14 protein-coding genes and 1 tRNA gene are annotated in these 21,295 nt (G+C 64.6%); 6 read left to right on the top strand and 9 right to left on the bottom strand.

The features are described 5' to 3' along the window. Positions 1-55: 55 nt before the first annotated feature. Entirely contained in the window at positions 56-2,179 is a 2,124-nt protein-coding gene (locus P0D89_RS01075) for a prolyl oligopeptidase family serine peptidase (protein ID WP_408357867.1), read from the top strand. A 55-nt stretch (positions 2,180-2,234) separates the two neighbouring features. On the opposite strand, the gene xth is transcribed toward P0D89_RS01075, so the two are convergent. Beyond that, on the bottom strand, positions 2,235-3,011 hold the full coding sequence (gene xth, locus P0D89_RS01070) for an exodeoxyribonuclease III (protein ID WP_408357866.1): 777 nt from the start codon (positions 3,009-3,011) through the stop codon (positions 2,235-2,237). A gap of 293 nt (positions 3,012-3,304) precedes the next feature. On the opposite strand from xth, the gene P0D89_RS01065 reads away from it, so the two are divergent. Further along, positions 3,305-3,592: a hypothetical protein gene (locus tag P0D89_RS01065; protein WP_408376034.1), complete on the top strand. Its 288-nt coding sequence runs from the start codon at positions 3,305-3,307 to the stop codon at positions 3,590-3,592. A gap of 121 nt (positions 3,593-3,713) precedes the next feature. Then, positions 3,714-3,790, top strand: a tRNA-Met gene (locus tag P0D89_RS01060). Between the two features lie 258 nt (positions 3,791-4,048). On the opposite strand, the gene P0D89_RS01055 is transcribed toward P0D89_RS01060, so the two are convergent. Next, positions 4,049-4,747: an aspartate/glutamate racemase family protein gene (locus tag P0D89_RS01055; RefSeq protein ID WP_408357864.1), complete on the bottom strand. Its 699-nt coding sequence runs from the start codon at positions 4,745-4,747 to the stop codon at positions 4,049-4,051. Between the two features lie 181 nt (positions 4,748-4,928). Between P0D89_RS01055 and P0D89_RS01050 the strand changes: the two genes are divergently transcribed. Continuing rightward, positions 4,929-6,221 (top strand): amidohydrolase family protein, encoded by a 1,293-nt coding sequence (locus P0D89_RS01050; RefSeq protein ID WP_408357863.1) that lies wholly within the window; start codon positions 4,929-4,931, stop codon positions 6,219-6,221. 134 nt (positions 6,222-6,355) lie between these two features. Here P0D89_RS01050 and P0D89_RS01045 read toward each other — a convergent pair whose 3' ends face one another. The 7 genes from P0D89_RS01045 to fixL all read right to left on the bottom strand — a co-directional run bounded on the left by P0D89_RS01045 (position 6,356) and on the right by fixL (position 16,367). Then, positions 6,356-8,464, bottom strand: a complete 2,109-nt coding sequence (locus P0D89_RS01045) for a M3 family metallopeptidase (protein WP_408357862.1) — start codon at positions 8,462-8,464, stop codon at positions 6,356-6,358. A 140-nt stretch (positions 8,465-8,604) separates the two neighbouring features. After that, positions 8,605-8,889, bottom strand: coding sequence for a hypothetical protein (locus tag P0D89_RS01040; RefSeq protein WP_408357861.1), 285 nt, complete (start codon positions 8,887-8,889; stop codon positions 8,605-8,607). A 31-nt stretch (positions 8,890-8,920) separates the two neighbouring features. Further along, positions 8,921-9,784: a bifunctional methylenetetrahydrofolate dehydrogenase/methenyltetrahydrofolate cyclohydrolase FolD gene (folD, locus tag P0D89_RS01035; RefSeq protein ID WP_408357860.1), complete on the bottom strand. Its 864-nt coding sequence runs from the start codon at positions 9,782-9,784 to the stop codon at positions 8,921-8,923. Between the two features lie 526 nt (positions 9,785-10,310). Next, positions 10,311-11,252, bottom strand: coding sequence for a DUF2950 domain-containing protein (locus tag P0D89_RS01030; protein ID WP_408357859.1), 942 nt, complete (start codon positions 11,250-11,252; stop codon positions 10,311-10,313). Between the two features lie 20 nt (positions 11,253-11,272). Continuing rightward, positions 11,273-12,592, bottom strand: coding sequence for a DUF3300 domain-containing protein (locus P0D89_RS01025; RefSeq protein WP_408357858.1), 1,320 nt, complete (start codon positions 12,590-12,592; stop codon positions 11,273-11,275). Between the two features lie 617 nt (positions 12,593-13,209). Continuing rightward, positions 13,210-13,854 (bottom strand): oxygen response regulator transcription factor FixJ, encoded by a 645-nt coding sequence (gene fixJ / locus P0D89_RS01020; protein WP_408357857.1) that lies wholly within the window; start codon positions 13,852-13,854, stop codon positions 13,210-13,212. Further along, positions 13,851-16,367 (bottom strand): oxygen sensor histidine kinase FixL, encoded by a 2,517-nt coding sequence (gene fixL, locus P0D89_RS01015; protein ID WP_408357856.1) that lies wholly within the window; start codon positions 16,365-16,367, stop codon positions 13,851-13,853. The genes fixJ and fixL overlap by 4 nt, the downstream gene beginning before the upstream one ends. Positions 16,368-16,642: 275 nt before the next feature. Between fixL and aceE the strand changes: the two genes are divergently transcribed. Together aceE and aceF are read left to right on the top strand one after the other, a co-directional pair. Continuing rightward, a complete protein-coding gene (gene aceE / locus P0D89_RS01010; protein WP_408357855.1) occupies positions 16,643-19,339 on the top strand; it encodes a pyruvate dehydrogenase (acetyl-transferring), homodimeric type in 2,697 nt (898 codons plus the stop codon). A gap of 86 nt (positions 19,340-19,425) precedes the next feature. Then, positions 19,426-21,090, top strand: a complete 1,665-nt coding sequence (gene aceF, locus P0D89_RS01005; protein WP_408376033.1) for a dihydrolipoyllysine-residue acetyltransferase — start codon at positions 19,426-19,428, stop codon at positions 21,088-21,090. Positions 21,091-21,295: the final 205 nt, after the last annotated feature.

Genomic DNA, 21,295 nt, shown 5'->3' with positions numbered 1-21,295 from the left:
GGGCCTCGGGCTGCCACAAGGCATAATCACCGCTGTTTCCATTCGACAGCCGACGATGCCCGCTTCTCCCGCCCCTTTCTCCTGGCCGCTTTCCCCCGATCCTTTTCTCGCGCTCGAAGCGCTCGACGACCCTGACGCGCTCGCGTGGGTCGAGCGGCAGAACGCGCGCACACGCGCCGCGTGGTGCAGCGGCGCGTCGTTCGAGGCGCTCCGGCAGCGGCTCGCCGACGCGTATCTGCCGCGCGAGCGTCCGGTGATTCCCGATCGCTGGATGGACTGGGCCTACGATCTGTGGCAGGACGAGCGTAATCCGAAAGGCATCTGGCGGCGCACGACATGGGCGGCATGGCGCCGCGGCGAGCCGGTCTGGCAGAATCTGCTCGATTTCGACGCGCTCGGCGCGGCCGAAGGCACACCATGGGTGTGTGTCGAACTCGACATTCTTTATCCGGATGGCGACCGTGCGCTGATCACGATGTCGCCGGGCGGCTCGGATGCGCAGGTGGTGCGCGAGTTCGACATCGACGCGCAACGCTTCGTCGACGACGGCTTCGCGAGCGCGAAGGCGGGCAAGCACACGGCATCGTGGATCGATCGGGACACGCTGTATGTCGGCTGGGACAATGGCCGTAAGACGCTCACGCGCTCCGGATATCCGCGCGAGGTGCGGCGCTGGACGCGCGGCACGGCGCTGGCCGACGCGCCGGTGGTGTTCCGGGGCGCATTCGGCGATATCGGTGTGGAAGCGCATTACGATCCGGTCGAGCGACGACATACGGTGGTGAGCAGTGTCGATTTCTTCGACTCGCACACGTACTCGCTCGATAGCGCCGACGGCGCCGCCGATGCATGGCGCCAGTACGACGTGCCGGCGCACGTCGCGGTGGGCGGCTGGCAAGGCTGGCTGCTGCTCGAACCGCGTCTCGACTGGCACTGCGACGGCGTGCGCTATCCCGGCGGCGCGTTGCTGGCGATCCGCGAAGCCGCGTTTCTGCGCGGCGAGCGCAAGGTGGTGCCGCTCTTCACACCGACGCCGCTGACCTCGGCCTGCGAGTGGACGCATACGCGCAATCACCTGATCGTGTCGTACCTCGATGACGTGCGCAGCAAGACCTTGCTGTGGACGCCGTCGCAAGGCGCGGATCAGGCGTGGCATTGGCAGCAGCGTCCGTTTCCATCGCATGACGACGCGCAAGCCGACGTGTCGCCCGTCGAGCCGACGCTGAACGACGAAGTGTTCGTCGATACGGATGACTATCTGCAGCCGCCTGCCTACTGGCTCGCCGACCTCGCGAGCGAGGATCTGAGCGAGTGGGAGTTGATCGACCGCTGGCCGACCCAGTTCGACGCGACGCGCTTTGCCGTCACGCGCGGACATGCGGTGTCCGCGGATGGCACGCAGGTGCCGTACACCGTGATTGGGCCGCGGGCCGCACCGTCGTCCACACAGGCGCACGCTCCTGGCCCTTGCTTACTCAGCGGCTATGGCGGCTTCGCGATCCCCTTGCTGCCGAGTTATCTGACAGGGCAGGGGATCGGCTGGCTCGAGCGCGGCGGCGTGTATGTGGTCGCGCATATTCGCGGCGGCGGCGAATTCGGCACGGGTTGGCACACGGCGGCACAGGGCGAGCATCGCCAGCGGGCCTTCGACGATTTCATCGCGGTAGCCGAAGCGCTCGTCAGTAGCGGCGTGACGAGCGCCGCGCAGCTTGGCATTCAGGGCGGCAGCAACGGCGGCTTGCTGGTGGCGGCCTGCATGGCGCAACGCCCCGAGTTGTTCGGCGCCGTGGTGTGCGAGGTGCCCTTGCTCGATATGAGCCGCTATCACCTGTTGCACGCGGGTGCGTCATGGATCGACGAATACGGCGACCCGGACGACCCCGCCGAGGCGCGTGCGCTCGCCGCTTACTCGCCGTATCACTGCGTGTCGGCGGGCGTGGCGTATCCGCCCGTGCTGTTCACCACATCGACCGCCGACGATCGCGTGCATCCCGGCCACGCGCGCAAGATGGCCGCGCGCATGCAGGCGCTGGGCGCGGAGCAGGTCTGGTATCGCGAGAACACGGAAGGCGGGCACGGCGGCTCCGATGAGCTGGAGCAGGCCGAGCATGATGCGATGGTGTTCGAGTTCTTGTGGAGCGTGTTGAGCGGCGTTACGCCTGCCGATGCAACGGCGTGAGCCCGCACATGCGGTGCGACGCGTAGTCCACGCTTCGCACCGCTGAATGGAAGACTCAGCCGAGTTGCGCGACCACCGGCGCGTGGTCTGATGGCTGGTCCCATTTGCGCGGCACCTTGTCGATATCGCAGGACGAACACACTTCGGCGAGCGCCTTCGACAGCAGAATGTGATCGATGCGCAGACCCGCATTGCGGCGGAACGCCATCATCCGGTAGTCCCACCACGAGTAGATCTTGTCCTGCTGCTCGAACTGGCGGAACGCATCGAGCAGCCCGAGTCCGATCAGCCGCACGAACGCGGCGCGTTCTTCAGGCGACACCAGGTTCTGGCCTTCCCACGCTTTCGGGTCGTGCACGTCGCGGTCTTCCGGTGCGATGTTGTAGTCGCCGAGCAGCGCGAGCTTCGGATGCAGCGCCATCTCGCTCGCGATCCAGTCGTGCAGCGCGGCGAGCCAGCGCAGTTTGTACGCGAACTTCTCGGTGCCCGGCGCCTGGCCGTTCGGGAAGTACGCGCAGATGATGCGCACGCCTTCGATGGTTGCCGCGATCACGCGCTGCTGCGGATCTTCGAAGCCAGGAATGTTGCGCACGATGCTGCTTTCGTCGACCTTCAGGCCGTCGCGCACGAGAATGCCGACGCCGTTATAGGTTTTCTGACCGGCATACCAGCTGCGGTAGCCTTTCTCCGCGAGTTCGGCGTGCGGGAATTTTTCGTCGGGCAGCTTCAGTTCCTGCAGACACAGCACGTCGGCGCGGCTCGTTTCGAGCCAGTCGATTACGTGTTGCTGGCGGACTTTAAGGGAGTTGACGTTCCACGTCGCGATTTTCATGACATTCTCACAGTCTTGCTGGGCAAGGATTCATGGGGCTCGCCCCTGGCGTTTTGTTCGGGCGCCCCGGCCTGCCGCGCGTCTTCGGGGCGACTGACGGCCGACCCACTGCGCGGGTGCTGGCGCGGTTGATCCGCGGGCAGTTTCGATAGCCTCGCATCTTATCGCGCGGGAGCGGGGGGCTGTGAAATTGCGTCCGTGGAGGGGCAAAATAAAAGCGCGATCTGGCGATGCCGCGGCGTATAGTGGGACCACATACACACCTTCGCATGCCTGCGAGTTGGAGAGTCATCATGGCCGAACTTTACCCATCCATTTATAAGGACTTCGAAGTGCATCCGCTGGTTTTTTCGCGGACGTTCGACAAATTCGACGGTCACAAGCGTTCCGCCGAAGGGTATGACGTCGCGGTGCGTGTGTGCCGTCCGGGTGCGATGAGCGGTTCGAAGGCGAGCCGCGTGTTCCGTCTGCCGCTGCATGCCACGATCTCCGATTTCGGTGTGGCGAAACGCAGCGCGAGCCAGTACGGCGCGGATATCATCGATGGCAAAGTGGAAGGGGCGACGGTCGAGGATCTCTGATGCGCTCGATGCGTCCGGCTCGTTTCACGTGTGCGAGCGTCGGTACGCATGCTCGATTGAGAAATAGTTCGCGCAATGGTTTGACGTTTTTCGTACGTCCCGATATAATCTTTTTCTCTGACGCGGGGTGGAGCAGTCTGGCAGCTCGTCGGGCTCATAACCCGAAGGTCGTAGGTTCAAATCCTACCCCCGCAACCAAGCATTACGTAAAAAGCCTTGATTTCGAGCCGAAATCAAGGCTTTTTGCTTTCAGGCCTGGCTCCAATTGGAGCTAGGCTACACGCTCACACAACGGATGGACACCGCCGGCGATGTCGGCCTTCAACTCGTCGACGGGACCGCGGCTCAGGCCGGATACACTCTCATGTGAAAGCCCACAGGCGCGAGCGATGCGGGCTTTTTGACTCCGGGCTTCGCTGTTCGCGTTACGCGTGCAATCAACCGCACGTACATCACTCACTCCGCCCCAATCGCCCACTCAACCGCCGCTTGCGCATGCAACGCGGTCGTGTCGAACACCGGAAGCACCGAATCTTCCGGCTTGATCAGCAGCGTAATTTCGGTGCAGCCGAGAATCACCGCTTGCGCGCCACGCGCGGCCAGCGCTTCGATCACACGTTGATATTCCGCGCGCGACACATCGTTCACGTCGCCGTGACACAGCTCGTCGTAAATGATGCGGTGCACGTCCGCGCGTCCGGCTTCGTCGGGGACCAGCGTCTCCAGGCCGTAGCGCTCGCGCAAGCGTCCCGTGTAAAACGTCTGCTCCATCGTATAGCGCGTGCCGAGCAGGCCGACCCGCTCGACCCCGGCCGCCCGCAGCGCCTCGCCCGTCGGATCGGCGATATGCAGGAACGGCACCGTGATCGCCTGCTCGATCGACTCGTACACGCGATGCATCGTGTTGGTCGCAAGCATCACCAGATCGGCGCCGCCGCGTTCGAGCTGAAGCGCGGCATCCGCCATCTGCTGACCGAGCGTGGCCCAGTCGCCCGCGCGCTGGTTTGCCTCGATCGGCGCGAAGTCGACCGTGAGCATCAGACTGCGCGCGTTGTGATGACCACCGAGGCGTGCCTTCGCATGCCGGTTGAGGAGTTTGTAATACTCGGTGGACGACTCCCAGCTCATCCCGCCGATTACGCCGATCGTTTTCATCTGTCTGCTCCATGTACGGATGACGGCATCCGGACTACCCGGCACCACCGTCTCGAACGCCGAGTATAGGCGCGCCGCTGCACGCGCCGGTACGGGCATCCCGAGAAAACCCCGCACGAGCTTTCTGGCGCCGATAGAATCGTACGCATCCAAAGCGGGAAAGGGTCAAAGGGAGCGATACATGGAGCTGATCATCCGCCGCGCGATGCTGCCGCCAAGCGCCGCGTCGCGGCACAAACAACCGGTCGACATCGGCATCGACGCGGGCCGCATCGTCGCCGTCGAGCCGAATCTGGCCGCGAGCGCAGCCGAAGAAATCGACGCGGCCGGCTCGCTCGTCACGCCGCCGTTCGTCGATCCGCATTTCCACATGGACGCGACCCTGTCGTACGGCTTGCCGCGCGTGAACGCGTCGGGCACGCTGCTCGAAGGCATCGCGCTGTGGGGCGAACTGAAGCCGGATCTGACTCAGGCGGCGCTCGTCGAACGCGCGTTGCAGTATTGCGACTGGGCGGTTGCGCGCGGCCTGCTGGCGATCCGCAGCCACGTCGACGTATGCGATCCGCGTCTGCTTGCGGTCGAAGCGCTGCTCGAAGTGAAACGCCGGGTCGCGCCGTATCTCGACCTGCAACTAGTAGCGTTTCCGCAGGACGGCGTGTTGCGCAGCGCCGGCGCGTTCGAGAACCTCAAGCGGGCGATCGCGATGGGCGTCGACGTGGTCGGCGGCATTCCGCATTTCGAGCGGACCATGGCCGACGGCGCACAGTCGGTGCGTCTGCTGTGCGAGTTCGCGGCGGAGCAGGGCTTGCGCGTCGACATGCATTGCGACGAATCGGACGATCCCATGTCGCGCCACATCGAAACGCTCGCGGCCGAAACGCAGCGGCTCGGCTTGCAGGGGCGCGTCACCGGCTCGCATCTAACGTCGATGCATTCGATGGACAACTACTACGTCAGCAAGCTGTTGCCGTTGATGCGCGAGTCGGGCGTCGCTGCAATCGCGAATCCGCTGATCAACATCACGCTGCAGGGCCGCAGCGACACGTATCCGAAGCGGCGCGGCATGACGCGCGTGCCGGAGATGATGGCGGCCGGCATCAACGTCGCGTTCGGCCATGACTGCGTGATGGACCCCTGGTACAGCCTCGGTTCGGGCGACATGCTCGAAGTCGCGCACATGGGCTTGCACGTCGCGCAGATGACGGGCGTCGAGGGGATGCATGCGTGTTTCGACGCGGTCACGGTGAATGCCGCGCGGATTCTCGGTCTCGAAGGCTATGGCGTCGCGCCGGGATGCGCGGCCAACCTCGTGCTGCTCGATGCGCGCGATCCGGTCGAAGCGATCCGCTTGCGCGCGGCGCGGCTCGCGGTGGTGAGCCGTGGCAAGGTGGTGAGCCGCGCGCCGGCCGCTCGCGCGGCGCTGTCGCTTGAAGGGCGTCCTGCACGGGTGGACTTCAAACTGCATCGTGGTTAGTCGTTGCCGCGTAGCGGCCTGGTGTGCGCATGAACAAAGCCGGCGCCTGCTCACGCAGGTCGCCGGCTTGTTATGGACACCGGCATCGACATCGAGCGCGCGAAGCAAAGCGGGCCGGCCGATGCTTTACGCGATCAATGCATCGCGCCAGGCGTCATGCCGTTATGGCGCAACAACGCATCGATATTCGGCTCGCGGCCGCGGAACGCTTTGAACGATTCCATCGCCGGACGGCTGCCGCCCACTTCCAGAATCTCCTTGCGATACCGCATGCCGGTCGCCTGATCGAGCACGCTGCCGCTCGCGGCTTGCGCCGCTTCTTCGAACGCGGCGTACGCATCGGCGGACAGCACTTCCGCCCACTTGTAGCTGTAGTAGCCCGCCGCATAACCTCCCGCGAAAATATGGCTGAACGTGTTCGGCCAGCGCGAGAACGAAGCTTGCGGCACCACGTGGAAGCGCTCGTTGATCTCGCTCGCGAGTTCGACGGCGTTCTTCGTACCGCTCGCGTCGAAGCCGGTATGCAGTTGCATGTCGAACATCGAGAACACGATCTGGCGCAGCGTGCCCAGACCGCTCTGGAAGTTCTTCGCGGCCAGCATCTTGTCGAACAGATCGCGCGGCAGCGGCTTGGCGGTTTCGACGTGCGAGGTCATGTCGCTCAGCACGTCCCACTCCCAGCAGAAGTTCTCCATGAATTGCGACGGCAGTTCGACCGCGTCCCACTCGACGCCGTTGATGCCCGACACGCCCAGCTCATCGACGCGCGTGAGCATGTGGTGCAGGCCGTGGCCGAATTCGTGGAACAGCGTGATGACTTCGTCGTGCGTGAAGCAGGCGGGCTTGCCGCCAACCGGCGCCGAAAAGTTGCAGGTCAGATACGCAACCGGTGTTTGCACGCCGCCGTGCGTGTGCTTGTGACGGCCGCGCGCGTCGTCCATCCAGGCGCCGCCGCGTTTGCCTTCGCGCGCATACAGGTCGAGGTAGAACTGCGCGACCAGGCCGCCGTCCTGATTTTCGACACGGAAAAAGCGCACGTCCGGATGCCACACGGTTGCCTCGTCGCGACGGATACGCACGCCGAACAGCGTTTCGGTGACCTTGAAGAGGCCCTTGAACACGGCGTCTTCGGGGAAGTACTGTTTGACCTCGTTCTCGGAGAACGAATAGCGTTTCTGACGCAGACGTTCGGCGGCGAACGTCATGTCCCACGGTTGCAGGTCGCTCATGCCGAGTTCGCTCGCGGCGAATTCGCGCAGCTCCTTCCAGTCCTGTTCCGCGTGCGGACGCGCGCGCGTCGCGAGGTCTTCGAGAAAGGCCATGACCTGCGCGGGCGACTCGGCCATCTTCGGCGCGAGCGACACTTCCGCGAAGTTGTTGAAGCCGAGCATGTGCGCTTCTTCGGCGCGCAGCTTCAACTGCTCGGCGAGCACCGCGGTGTTGTCCCACTCGGACTTGCCGTTGCCGTATTGCGGGCCGAGCTCGGATGCGCGCGTCACGTACGCGCGGTACATCGCTTCGCGCATCGGACGATTTTCCGAGTACTGCATCACAGGGAAATATGACGGGAAATGCAGCGTGAATTTGTAGCCGGTCTTGCTTTCGCGTTCGGCCGCTTCCTTCGCGGCTTCGATCACGTCTTCGGGCAGGCCGGCCAGTTGCGCTTCGCCGCCGGCTTCGACCACGTACGCGTACGCGTTGGTCGCGTCGAGCACATGATCCGAGAACGCTTTGGAGAGCGCCGCCTGGCGTTCCTGCAATTCGGCGAAATGCGGCTTCTGGTCTTCCGGCAATTCGGCGCCGGACAGACGGAAATCGCGCAACGCGTTGCCGAGGATCTTCTTGCGCTCGCCGGTCAGCGACGCGAAATCGCTGCTTGCGTTCAGCGTCTTGTACTTCTCGTACAGCGCGAGATTCTGGCCGACGCTCGACCAGAATTCGGTGACGCGCGGCAGGTTCTCGCCATACACGGCGCGCAGTTCGGGCGTATCGGCGACCGCGTTCAAATGGCCGACCACGCTCCATGCTCGCGACAGCGGTTCGGTGGCGCGCTCGACCGGCTCGACGACATCAGCCCACGACGCGGGCGTGATCGGCAGCGCGGCGCGCTCGACGGCGGCGGCCGCGTCGGCGAGCAGCACATCGAGGGCGGGGGTCACGTGTTCGGGGCGGATGTCGCCAAAGCGCGGCAGGTCGGAGAAATCGAGGAGCGGATTGTCGTGATTCGAGGCGGTAGTGGACATAAGGCTTCCTGTCTGGCGCGGGTGAACGGGTAATCGGTGCATTGACGGGCGCGCGTGATCACGCCCTGTTGCACCCGATACGGACATTATTGGGGCAGCACGTGCCGATTCCAATCCGTCGGCAGACAAATTATCAGATGTCAGGGGGTGGTGCGCGGATGGCGCGTGATGATGGGCGGCGCGTGGCGGGCGTCGAGGAACGCGGCGGCCGCCGCGTTGCGTTCCTGTGCGTAAGCGGACGACAAGGGCCGGCGAGCGTCGCTGGTGTGCCGTGTTCCGGCGTGCCGCCGTGGGGCGGCGGTGTTTGTTTTTGCTGTCAGCGGTATGGACGAGCGGGCTTGCGCACGGTCTTTCAGGAAGGTAACGGCAATGGCAATGGCAATGGCGATGTCAACGGCAACAACACCGCCTTCGCGCAGCCTCAAGCCGCCGTTGCCATCGCCTACGCTTACGCCATCACGCTTGCGCGGCGTCCGCTTCGCGCTCGGCGGCTTCGATCGTATTGACGAGCAGCATCGTGATGGTCATCGGGCCGACGCCGCCCGGCACCGGCGTGATGTAGCCGGCCACCTCCTTGACGCCCGCGAAGTCGACGTCGCCGCACAGCTTGCCGGCTTCGTCGCGATTCATGCCGACGTCGATCACCGCCGCGCCCGGCTTCACCATGCCCGCGGTCAGGATGTTGCGCAGGCCGGTGGCGGCGACCACCACGTCGGCATTGCGCGTGTGGGCAGCCAGATCGCGCGTCTTGCTATGGCAGATCGTCACGGTCGCGCCCGCTTCGAGCAGCAGCAGCGCCATCGGCTTGCCAACGATGTTCGAGCGGCCGATCACCACCGCGTTCGCGCCTTGCAGCGGAATCTCGTAAGCGGCGAGCATCTTCATCACGCCGTACGGCGTGCACGGGCGGAACAGCGGCTGACCGGTCATCAGCGCGCCGGCATTGGCGACGTGGAAGCCGTCGACGTCCTTTTCAGGCGCGATCGCTTCGATCACCTTGTGGCTGTCGATATGCTTGGGCAGCGGCAGTTGCACCAGAATGCCGTGGATGCGCGGATCGCGGTTAAGTTCGTCGATGCGCGCGAGCAGTTCGGCTTCGGGCAGGTCGGCCGGATAGCGGTCGAACGACGAGCCGAGGCCGTTGTCGTGACAGGCCTTGACCTTGTTGCGCACGTACACTTCGCTGGCCGGATTGTCGCCGACCAGCACCACGGCGAGTCCCGGCTGATGACCACGGGCGGTGAGGGCGGCGGCGCGCGCGGCGACGTCGGCACGCAGGGTCTTGGAGAGGGCGAGGCCGTCGATCAGTTTGGCAGTCATGGTCGGTCGAGATAGGCAGATTGGAAAGCGGGGCAGGGCGCGGGCGCTGCGGCGGCTCACGCGCGACGGCGTTTTTCAGCGGGAACGGGTCGGCGCGTGAAAGGCGCGCGGCGCGAATCGGAGATAGGCGCAACTGCAAAGTCCGACATTATACCGGCGCAGCCTGGCGCGCCGCGTGCGGAACCCGGGTTGTGTGGAGGCGGCGCGTGGCGGGGCGCTGTGGGCGATACTGGCCGTGTGCGCTTTGCGTGGCGAGCCCAAGGTCCGCACTGATCGGCCACGCACGGGTTCGCCGTATGCGGGTGCGAATGTGAAGGCGATGCGAAGGCCGGAACAGGTTCGCAGCGTATGCAATCCGCGCGGGCTTCGCGTGGCGAACTCACGGTTCACGCTGAACGGCCACGCGTGGCTTCGTCGCGTGCCGCTGTCAATTCGAAGCCAACGCCGTGCGGGCGCGAAGCCCGCAGCGAACATTGCGGGCAACCTGGCCTGCAGGCCGCCGCCCCTTTACGGCTAACGGCACGCCTTACGGCTGCGCCGGCTGCCAACTATCATCCGGATCGAACGACCGGATCGCGGCCGCCGCACGCGCTGTTTGCGGCCCGAGGTTCTTCTGATACACCTGCCCATCCTGATTGACGATAAAGCTCATCACACCGGTCTTGCCATAATCGGCCGGCGATGCGATCAGGCCGACGCCGCCGGTCAGTGCGCCGTTCTGCACATAATTCTGCGCACCGCCTTTCGCATGCGGTCCTTGCGCGGTCAGGATCCGGTAGTGATAGCCGTGATACGCCTCCTTGGGCAGCGTGCCATTGGGCATCGTGGCGGCGAGCGGCCCGAGCGGGCTTTCCGCCTCGCCGGGCGCCGTCGGCCAGTACAGGCCGTCCCGCTGTCCCGGTGTGCTGACGAAGCGCTGCGCGTAATGCTGGGTCAGGTTGTGGTAGTCGTTCTGTGCGTCGAGGTAGGCGAGCGAGGTCATGATCGCGGCGCGTTCGTTGCGGCCGATGCGGCGCGTAAGCATCTCGCCGCGCGCCGCCGGTGGATCGAAGCGCCAGCCGTGCGCCGCCTGCACGAGCGGAATCGGCAAGGTCCAGTCGCTGTCGCCCACTGCCAGATGCGCGGTGGCGCGTCCATTGCCGGCGGCCGGATCTTCGATGATCTTATGGCTCCTCGACCACGCGCCGAGGAACTGGTAGATGTCGTCCTCGCCGATGCCCGCGGCGGGGATGAACTGGTGAAAGTCGTTGCCGAGCACATGCCTCAACCCGGCCTCGTCGTTGCGTGCGAGGGCATCGACCAGGGCGTCGGCGGCGTCGGTGGCGCTCGGGTAGACGGCTTGTGCATGGGCGACGTTCGCGACGCCCAGCAGCACCGGCGCGATCAGCATGGCGCCGGCGCTGCCGAGGGCGGTGGCGAGTGTCCGCAGGTGGGCGCGCGATGGGGCCCGTGAGAAGAAGCGCATCATCAGAGACTCCTGTTGAACGTTCAACGGCGACCGCCAAAGTGATGCCCACCCGCGCCACCACCGCCCAGTCTGCCGCCTCCGCCACCCATCTGGCCGCCGCCGTGCTGCATGCCGCCGCCATGCGCGCCGAATCCGCCGCCCCCGCCACCGTGATATTGCTGGCCGCCGCCGTTCGCGCCAAAGCCGCCGCCTGGATGCTGGCCGCCCGCAAGTTTGGCCCGGCTCGCTTCGCCGCGTTGAGCGTCCTGGCGCGCGGCATTGCCGTCGCCGGCGCCGCGCAGCGCGTTGTCGCGATTGAGATTCTGCGCGCGGTTTTGCACATTCGGGTTCGCGCCGCCGCCTTGATGAATTCCTTGCACGCGCTGGCTCGCGGTGCCGCTCATCTGCTGGCCGGTGCGGTTCTGCAAGGTCTGCTGCGCTTGCGCGCGGGCGTCGTCGCGGCCGCGATACGCATCGCGCTGCGCGCCGCTGAGGTTGTTGTTGACGTTGTTGCGGTTGATGTTCGCGTTATTGATGTTGGCGTTGCGGTTCCAGTGCGTCGTGCTGCTGTTCGCGTTGATCCGGTTGTTCACGTTGATGTTGTTGTACCGGTTCACATTGACGTTGACGTCATGCGTATTCCAATTGAAGCCGCCCCACAGCGAATTCGCCACGGCGACGCCGGCGCCGAACGCAAGGCCAGCGGCGAGCCCGCTCGCGACCGCATAACCGGGTGGCGGCGGTACATACACCGGCGGGTATGCGGGATACGGCCACGTACCGTAGACGACCGTCGGGTTGTAGGTCGGCACGTACACGATCTGCGGATTGGCCGGCACGATCTGGATCGTGCTCTGCTCGACTACCACCTTCTGCTGCGCGTTCGTCTGCAGATTGCCGGCCGAGTGCGCCTGCTTGCGCAGGCGCTGCACGGAGTCCATCACGTCATTGGGCTGAGCAAGAAAAGCGTTGCCGATTTGCGCGACCCAATCCGGCTTCGACGACATCGTCGCGAGCACCTGCGGGAACGCGACCAGCGATTGCACGCTCGGGTCCCACGGCTCGCTGGCGACCGCCTTCACGGCGTCGTCGCCTTGCAGTTTCGAGTTCGCTTTGGACCAGGCGGCCGCGGCTTCCACCTCCTGCGGGAAGGTCGAGGCCATCAGCACCTGCGCGAGCAGCGCGTCGGGATATAGCGCGATGGGCGCCGTCAGCGAATCGAGTTGCTGGTTCGAGATCTTCGCGGCGCCTTGCTGCGCATGGACGACGCCCGGCATGACGAAACCGGCGAACAGCGGCGTGCCCAGCAGGGCGGCGCAAGCCAGAAACGCGCGCGAGCGGCGTGCTCCGGATCGTTTCACGATGAAATCCTCCCGTTTGGGTTGCAGCGAGACGTCGATACGTCACGATGAAATCAAGGAAAGCACAAGCGGCGAGGCGAACAGGAGTACTGGCAGGCAGATGTGGGGGCGCGGCAATGCGGTGCGGGGCGATGCCCATGCCGATGCCGTGGCAAAGTGGAGAACGTCGAGCCACGACCTCTGCGTGCGCTCGCGGCGCTTCGCGCAATTGCGCAAGACATGTGCCGCATCGCATCGCCGCATTGATCGCGCATCCACGGTTTCCGTTGAGGAGTTCTGTATAACTTAGGAGGCGTGGCCGGGCTTGTCAATCTGGTCAGAGGATTGAGGTGTTGCGAGCAGCGCCGTGATTGCCGGGCCATGGGATTGAGCGATGTGTGCGGACACATCGAAGATGGGCACGGTTCGCTTTTGTTGCCGGGCCGCAGAGCGGGACTAGCAGCGGCCCTTGAAGCAGACGCGAAAGCGAGCCCGGCAGCAAGCCGGCAACCGCGACGCATGGACGAAGCAGATGAAGCGCGGCGAGCGGGCCGGCGAAGAAGTGACACGGGCCGGACTTTCATGTAGTCCGGCCGTTGATCACTCGATAACTTGTGGCGGGAATACCGCCCGGCGTTTTATTGCGCCGCTTGCGGCTTGTTCGACAGCGCGAGTCGCAGCAGATCGGCGACCGTGTTGACGTTGAGCTTTTCCATGATGTTCGCGCGATGCGCTTCGACCGTCTTGATGCTGATGCCGAGGTCGTCGGCGATCTGCTTGTTCAGGCGGCCCGCGATGATGCGCTCGAGCACCTGATGCTCACGTGCGGTCAGCTTGCCAAGACGCTCGGCGGCGGCGCGTTGCTGCTGCACGCTGGTGCTCTCAGTGCGCGCCTTGTCGAGCATGCGCTCGACAAGCTTGCGCAACTCGGCTTCGTCGAACGGCTTCTCGATGAAGTCCATCGCGCCTTTTTTCATCGTCGACACCGCCATCGGCACGTCGCCGTGGCCCGTCACGAAAATGATCGGCAGCGACGCGTTGTCGGCGATCAGGCGTTCCTGCAACTCGAGCCCGCTCATGCCGGACATCCGCACATCGAGGATGAGGCATGCGATCTGGCCGGGGTGCTGATGCGGCTGCCAGGCGTCGATGAACTGCTCGGCGCTGGAGAAGCATTGCACGCGGTAGCCGTTCGCCTCCAGCAGCCAGCGCAGCGAATCTCGCACGGCCTCGTCGTCGTCGACGACAAAGACAGTTTCCTGTGTGGTGACTGGGCTGTTCATAGCTCTCCCGTAACGGTTTGTGGTGTCGGCGCCTCTGACCCGCCGTTGCTCGGGCCGTCAGGCTCTCCAATAGGCAGACTGCAATGGAACGTGGCGCCTGTGATGTGGCCGTCGGACTCGACGTTGTTTACCACCCACAGACGGCCGCGGTGCGATTCGATAATCGAACGGCAAATGTTCAGCCCCATGCCCATACCATCGGACTTGGTGCTGTAAAACGGTTCGAACAGCCGCTCGGCTGTCGCTTCGTCGACGCCCGGACCCTGGTCGACGACGCTGATGCAGACAAATCCGCTCTCCAGCCGCACGACCACGCGGATCACCGGATCGACCGCGTTCGGGCGCGCTTCGGCCATCGCCTCGGCGCCGTTCTTGAGCAGGTTGACCAGCACCTGCTCGATCAGCACCGGGTCGACGTAGATCACAGGCAGGCGCGAGCGCAGATCGGTGACGATGCGAATGCGCCGCTTGCGCGTTTCGATCTCGGCGAGACCCACTGCGTCCGCGACGATGTCGGCGACGCGCGTGGCTTGCCGCTTCGGTTCGCTGCGCTTCACGAATTCGCGAATGCGCTTGATGATCATGCCGGCTCGTACCGCCTGCTGCGCGGTCTTCTCGAGCACCGGGAGCAGGTTGTCGGGCGTGGTCCGACCGGATTTAACCAGTGCAACGGTTCCGGAGCAATAGTTGTTGATCGCGGCGAGCGGCTGATTGAGTTCGTGCGCGAGCGACGAGGCCATCTCGCCCATCGTCATCAGGCGGCTGGTGAACTGCAGCTTTTCGTCCTGCTGGCGCGCGAGTTCCTGTGCGCGCTTGCGGGTGGTGATGTCGGTCGCGATCTGCATCTGGGCGAGGTGGCCGTCCACCCACTGGATATATTGGCGGCGCACTTCGAACCATTTCTGAATGCTTTGCACGTAGATTTCCTGCGCATCGGCGGTGCTTTCGGTCAACGCGGCGGCGGGCAGGCCCGCATAGGTGTCCACCATATCGATCGAATCGGACGATGCCTGTGCGGTATCGAACCCGCCGCCCGCCAATTCCAGGTGGCCGTCGGGGCGGATGCCGAACAGGTGCCGGTAGTAGCGGTTGGCGAACAGCAGCTCGGCTTCGTCGGCGGCCAGCACGGACACCGCGGCGTCGAGGCTTTCGAGCACGGTGGTGAAGCGTTCGTGGGCGGCGGCGAGCTCCTCGCGCGCGCGTTTCGGCTCGGTGATGTCGGTCATCGACGACATCCAGCCGGTCTGGCGCCCCGAGCTGTCGATCAGCGGCGACACATAGAGGCGCGCGTGGAAGAGCGAGCCGTCCTTGCGGCGCACGCGCAATTCGAAGCCGGACGACGGCGCCTTGCCGCGCAGCGTCATGTCGAGCTGGCGCTGCATCTCGGGGTAGGCATCGCGCGGCCAGTAGGCGAACGGCGCGTTCTTGCCGACCAGATCGCCCTCGTCCCAGCCGGTCATCCGGCAGAACGCGGGATTCACGTGGGTGATGCGGCCGTGCATGTCGAGCACGCGCATGCCGATCAGCACCGAGTTTTCCATCGCGCGGCGGAAAAACGCTTCCGCATACAGCGCCTGTTGCGCCTCGAAACGTTGCCGCGTGTGCTTCCACAGACTCCACAGGCTCCACAGCACGAAACACGACAGGCCGGCCACCAGCCACACCAGTGTGTTGTTGGTGAAGTTGGTCATCTGCGGGAACGCGTAGACGCGCACCGAGATGCCCTGGCCGGGCGGATCGAGCGGCAGGTCGTAGAACATGTCGCGCGGCAGGCGCGGGCGGGTCGACGTGGTGGTCAACTCGCGGTTGTTCACGTCGATGATCGAGATCTTGTACTTGGCCGACAACTCAGGCGGAATGTCGCGCTTCAGGATGCCTTCCACCGAGAACACCGCGGCGATCGAGCCGAGAAATTCGCGGTCGCGGAACACGGGCGTTTGCAGCGTGATGTAGCCGTTGCCGAGGTCGTCGTAGATCAGCGGCGAGTACACCTGGCGGCGCGTGTTGCGCGCCTCGGCAAAGGCGGCCTTGACGGCTTCGTCCATCTGCGCGTCGTTGGGCCGCGCGAGGCGCTGGCCGAAGACCGGCAGGGCGGTGTTCGGCCAGCGCGGCTGTTGCGCGCTCGTGTACCAGTTCATGTAGAGGATCTCGGGATGCCCCTGCATGATGTCCGTGGTGGACACCTGGAACGAATGCGGATCGGAGTGGCCGGTGGCCAGATCGCGCGCGAGCGCCTGGATCTGCTCCTGCGCACCCGTCATGGACAGACGGATCTGCTGCTGCGCCCACGCGACGTTGCGATACAGCGTGTCTTCCTGCTGTTGCTGTTCGCGCCGGTTCAGACTCCACAGGATCAGGCTCATGACGACCAGAAACACCAGGATCGACAGGAGCGGCGTCAGCAAATAGGAATTCGACCACCATGGTCCATGGTGCCAGCGGGAGGACGGCGTCGAATCCGCCGGCGAACCGGCGGTGCGCGCCGAGCGAGTGAAAAGCCGTTCGGTCAACATGCGTGGCATTGTAGCGCAGCACGTCCCTGACAAAACGCGCAAAAAAGCACGGAAAGTGCCGTTAATCGGCGCAAACTAGCCGAGGTATTCGTCGAACGGCAGTCAAATCAGGTTGCGCCGCAGCAATTTTCCGCATTGTGAGAACTGATCTCGCAATTTGAAAATTTTGTTGCGCGGACGTCGGGACCCTTATTACAATCGGCCGAAGCTGCCGCGGTCGTGCCTCGCCCGCGCCGTGTGTTCAAAGAGCGTTCCTCTACATCCAGGAGACGAGCATGTCCGCTGTACCCGACGAAGTCATGAAATATGTCGCCGCCGAAAAAGACGACGATCCCCAGGAAACCGGCGAATGGCTGGAAGCGCTGGATGGCGTGATTTCTGCTGTGGGCCCAGACCGCGCCCACTACCTGATCGAGAAACAGATCGAATTCGCGCGCGTGCATGGCGAACATCTGCCGTTCTCGGCCAACACCCCGTACATCAACACGATTCCGGTCGCGCGCCAGGCGAAGATCCCCGGCGACCAGGACCTCGAACACCGCATCCGCTCGTATACCCGCTGGAACGCCATCGCGATGGTGCTGCGCGCCGGCAAGGAAACCAACGTCGGCGGTCACATCGCGTCGTTCGCTTCGGCGGCCACGCTGTACGACGTCGGCTACAACCATTTCTGGCATGCGCCGTCGGCCGAACATGGCGGCGATCTCGTGTTCGTGCAGGGCCACTCGTCGCCGGGCGTCTACTCGCGCGCGTTCCTGCTCGGCCGCCTGACCGAAAACCAGCTCGACAACTTCCGTCAGGAAGTAGGCGGCGAGGGCATTTCGTCGTACCCGCACCCGTGGCTGATGCCGGACTTCTGGCAGTTCCCGACCGTGTCGATGGGCCTCGGCCCGATCATGGCGATTTACCAGGCGCGCTTCATGAAGTACATGCAGGCGCGCGGCGTCGCGAAGACCGACGGCCGCAAGGTCTGGGCCTTCCTCGGCGACGGTGAAACGGACGAGCCGGAATCGCTCGGCGCGATCGGCATGGCCGGCCGCGAACGCCTCGACAACCTGGTATTCGTGATCAACTGCAACCTGCAGCGTCTCGACGGCCCGGTGCGGGGCAACGGCAAGATCATCCAGGAGCTGGAAAGCGAATTCCGCGGCGCAGGCTGGAACGTGATCAAGGTCATCTGGGGCAGCCGCTGGGATGCCCTGTTCCAACGCGACAAGTCGGGCGCGCTGATGCGCCGGATGATGGACGTCGTCGACGGCGAATACCAGACGTACAAGTCGGAGTCGGGCGCCTTTGTGCGCGAGCACTTCTTCAATACGCCGGAGCTGAAGGCGCTGGTCGCCGAATGGTCCGACGACGAAATCTGGAATCTGAATCGCGGCGGCCACGATCCGCACAAGATCTACGCAGCGTTCCAGGAAGCGTCGAATTCGAAGGGCCAGCCGACCGTCATTCTCGCGAAGACGATCAAGGGCTACGGCATGGGCGAAGCCGGCCAGGCCATGAACATCACCCACCAGCAGAAGAAGATGCAGGTGGAGCAGCTGAAGAAATTCCGCGACCAGTTCCGTCTGCCGATCGCCGACGAAGATCTCGTCAACGTGCCGTACCTCAAGTTCGAAGAAGGTTCGAAGGAACTCGAGTACATGCGCGCCCGCCGCCAGGACCTCGGCGGCTATCTGCCGGCGCGTCGCCAGAAGGCCGAGTCGCTCCCGGTGCCGGAACTGTCGGCATTCGAGCCGCTGTTGAAGGGCACGGGCGAAGGCCGCGAGATCTCCACGACGATGGCGTTCGTGCGGATCCTGAACATCCTGCTGAAGGACAAGGCGTTGGGCAAGCGCGTCGTGCCGATCGTGCCGGACGAATCGCGTACCTTCGGCATGGAAGGCCTGTTCCGCCAGATCGGCATCTGGAATCAGGACGGCCAGAAGTACGTGCCGGAAGATTCCGACCAGCTGATGTTCTACCGTGAGTCGGAAACCGGTCAGATCCTCCAGGAAGGCATCAACGAAGCCGGCGGCATGGCCGACTGGATCGCAGCCGCGACGTCGTACTCGACGCACGGCGAAATCATGATCCCGTTCTACATCTTCTACTCGATGTTCGGCTTCCAGCGTATCGGCGACCTCGCATGGGCGGCGGGCGACATGCGCTCGCGCGGCTTCCTGCTGGGCGGCACGGCGGGCCGCACGACGCTGAACGGCGAAGGTCTGCAACACGAAGACGGCCACTCGCTGCTATGGGCCGCTTCGGTGCCGAACTGCATCAGCTACGACCCGACGTTCGGTTACGAACTGGCGGTCATCATGCAGGACGGTCTGCGCCGCATGGTGGCCGACCAGGAAGACGTGTACTACTACATCACGGTGATGAACGAGAACTACGAGCACCCGGCGATGCCGCAGGGCGATGCTGTAGCGGCCGACATCATCAAGGGCATGTACGCGTTCCGCAAGGCCGAGGCCGACAAGAAGGCGCCGCGCGTTCAACTGATGGGTGCAGGCACGATCTTCAACGAAGTGATCGCCGCCGCCGACCTGCTGAAGAACGACTGGGGCGTCGCCGCCGACCTGTGGAGCGTGCCGAGCTTCACCGAACTCGCGCGCGAAGGCCACGAAGTGCAGCGCTGGAACCTGCTGCACCCGGCCGAAGAAAAGAAGCTCTCGCACGTCGAGAAGCTGCTCAAGGACGCACAAGGTCCGGTCATCGCATCGACCGACTACGTGCGCGCGCTGACCGAGCAGATCCGCGCGTTCGTGCCGCAGAAGTTCGTCGTGCTGGGCACGGACGGCTATGGCCGTTCGGACACCCGCGAGAAGCTGCGCCACTTCTTCGAAGTCGACCGCTACTGGGTCACGGTTGCCGCGTTGAATGCACTGGCAGACGAGGGCGCGATCGAACGCAAGGTCGTCGCCGAGGCGCTCAAGAAATACAACCTTGATCCCGCCAAACCCAACCCGATGACCGTCTAAGGCATCATTCCCCGTGTGCCATGGCGTGCGCGCCCGCCTCTGATCGACAGAGGCCGGGCGCGTGCGCGGCCCAGGAGACACTAACAATGAGTCAAGCGATCGAAGTCAAGGTGCCGGACATCGGCGATTACAAGGACATCCCTGTGATCGAGGTGCTGGTGAAGGCGGGTGACACCGTCGAGAAAGAGCAATCGCTCGTCACGCTGGAATCCGACAAGGCGACCATGGACGTGCCGAGCTCGGCCGCCGGCGTCGTCAAGGAAGTGAAGGTCAAGGTCGGCGACAACGTGTCGGAAGGTTCGCTGATCGTCGTGCTGGATGGCGCTGCAGATGGCGCGGCCGCTGCGGCGCCTGCAGCCGCGCCGGCGCCCGCGCCTGCTGCTGCGCCGGCTCCCGCCGCTGCGCCGGCACCCGCTGCGGCTGCGGCGCCCGCTGCTAGCGGCGGCCTGCAGGAAGTCAAGGTGCCGGATATCGGCGACTACAAAGACATTCCCGTGATCGAAGTCGCGGTGAAGGTCGGCGATCGCGTCGAGAAAGAGCAGTCGCTGGTGACGCTCGAATCCGACAAGGCGACCATGGACGTGCCGAGCTCGGCCGCCGGCGTCGTCAAGGAAGTGAAGGTCAAGGTCGGCGATACGGTCTCGGAAGGTTCGGTGATCGTGGTGGTGGAAGCCGAAGGCGGCGCGGCCGCTGCGGCGCCCGCACCCGCCGCGAAGCAGGCGTCGGCCGAAAAGCCGTCCGACGCGCCGGCGACGCCATCGCCCGCACCGGCGGCTCCGTCAGCGCTCGCGCAAGCGCCGCTGATTCCGGCAGGCGAGGGCGGCACACGTCGCGCGAGCCATGCGTCGCCGTCAGTGCGTAAGTTCGCGCGCGAACTCGGCGTCGACGTGACGCAAGTGCAGGGCACGGGTCCGAAGGGCCGTATCACGCAAGCCGACGTGACCGCCTTCATCAAGGGCGTGATGACCGGCCAGCGTGCTGCGCCCGCAGGTGCACCCGCAGCCGCAGGCGGCGGCGAGCTGAATCTGCTGCCGTGGCCGAAGATCGACTTCACGAAGTTCGGTCCGATCGATCCGAAGCCGCTGTCGCGCATCAAGAAGATTTCGGGCGCGAATCTGCATCGCAACTGGGTCATGATCCCGCACGTCACGAACAACGACGAAGCGGACATCACCGAACTCGAAGCGCTGCGCGTGCAGTTGAACAAGGAAAACGAAAAGGCCGGCGTGAAGATCACGATGCTGGCGTTCGTGATCAAGGCCGTGGTGTCGGCCCTGAAGAAATTCCCAACCTTCAACGCAAGCCTCGACGGCGACAACCTCGTGTTCAAGCAGTACTACCACGTGGGTTTTGCCGCCGACACGCCGAACGGTCTGGTGGTTCCGGTGATTCGCGACGCGGACAAGAAGGGCCTCGTCGAGATCGCGAAGGAAATGACCGATCTGTCGAAGGCCGCACGCGAAGGCAAGCTGAAGCCGGATCAGATGCAAGGCGGCTGCTTCTCGATTTCGTCGCTGGGCGGGATCGGCGGCACGAACTTCACGCCGATCATCAATGCGCCTGAAGTCGCGATTCTCGGCCTGTCGCGCGGTGCGATGAAGCCGGTGTGGGACGGCAAGCAATTCGTGCCGCGCCTGACGCTGCCGCTGTCGCTGTCGTATGACCATCGCGTGATCGACGGGGCGGAAGCGGCGCGCTTCAATGCTTACCTGAGTGCGATTCTTGCCGATTTCCGGCGTGTGATTCTTTGATTTGATGACCTCGCGGTAACGCTGGGAGCGTGGGTTTTGTCGGTGATCCACGTTCCCCATTGAACTTGTTTTCATGGCGGTCCACTAGCGTCGCCCCTGTGCGGGGCGGCACCTGCTTTTCTTTGTCCTCCAAAGAAAAGCAGGCAAAAGAAAGGCGCGTCCCGGCCGGACAGCAAAGGCTGATTCTGTCCTGTGCGCTGCCAGC

It is taken from the genome of Paraburkholderia sp. RL18-085-BIA-A (genome assembly GCF_046027075.1).
GTDB lineage: Bacteria > Pseudomonadota > Gammaproteobacteria > Burkholderiales > Burkholderiaceae > Paraburkholderia.
Note: the sequence above shows the minus strand (reverse complement) of the source record. Positions and strands in the feature narration are given on the sequence as shown.

What these genes read in the sequence shown, in the direction of transcription:
- xth (WP_408357866.1), bottom strand. Translation starts at nt 3,011, where the DNA reads ATGAAAATCGCGACGTGGAACGTCAACTCCCTTAAAGTCCGCCAGCAA.
- fixL (WP_408357856.1), bottom strand. Translation starts at nt 16,367, where the DNA reads ATGTTGACCGAACGGCTTTTCACTCGCTCGGCGCGCACCGCCGGTTCG.
- P0D89_RS01065 (WP_408376034.1), top strand. Translation starts at nt 3,305, where the DNA reads ATGGCCGAACTTTACCCATCCATTTATAAGGACTTCGAAGTGCATCCG.
- fixJ (WP_408357857.1), bottom strand. Translation starts at nt 13,854, where the DNA reads ATGAACAGCCCAGTCACCACACAGGAAACTGTCTTTGTCGTCGACGAC.
- P0D89_RS01075 (WP_408357867.1), top strand. Translation starts at nt 56, where the DNA reads ATGCCCGCTTCTCCCGCCCCTTTCTCCTGGCCGCTTTCCCCCGATCCT.
- P0D89_RS01045 (WP_408357862.1), bottom strand. Translation starts at nt 8,464, where the DNA reads ATGTCCACTACCGCCTCGAATCACGACAATCCGCTCCTCGATTTCTCC.
- P0D89_RS01055 (WP_408357864.1), bottom strand. Translation starts at nt 4,747, where the DNA reads ATGAAAACGATCGGCGTAATCGGCGGGATGAGCTGGGAGTCGTCCACC.
- P0D89_RS01030 (WP_408357859.1), bottom strand. Translation starts at nt 11,252, where the DNA reads ATGATGCGCTTCTTCTCACGGGCCCCATCGCGCGCCCACCTGCGGACA.
- P0D89_RS01050 (WP_408357863.1), top strand. Translation starts at nt 4,929, where the DNA reads ATGGAGCTGATCATCCGCCGCGCGATGCTGCCGCCAAGCGCCGCGTCG.
- aceE (WP_408357855.1), top strand. Translation starts at nt 16,643, where the DNA reads ATGTCCGCTGTACCCGACGAAGTCATGAAATATGTCGCCGCCGAAAAA.
- folD (WP_408357860.1), bottom strand. Translation starts at nt 9,784, where the DNA reads ATGACTGCCAAACTGATCGACGGCCTCGCCCTCTCCAAGACCCTGCGT.
- aceF (WP_408376033.1), top strand. Translation starts at nt 19,426, where the DNA reads ATGAGTCAAGCGATCGAAGTCAAGGTGCCGGACATCGGCGATTACAAG.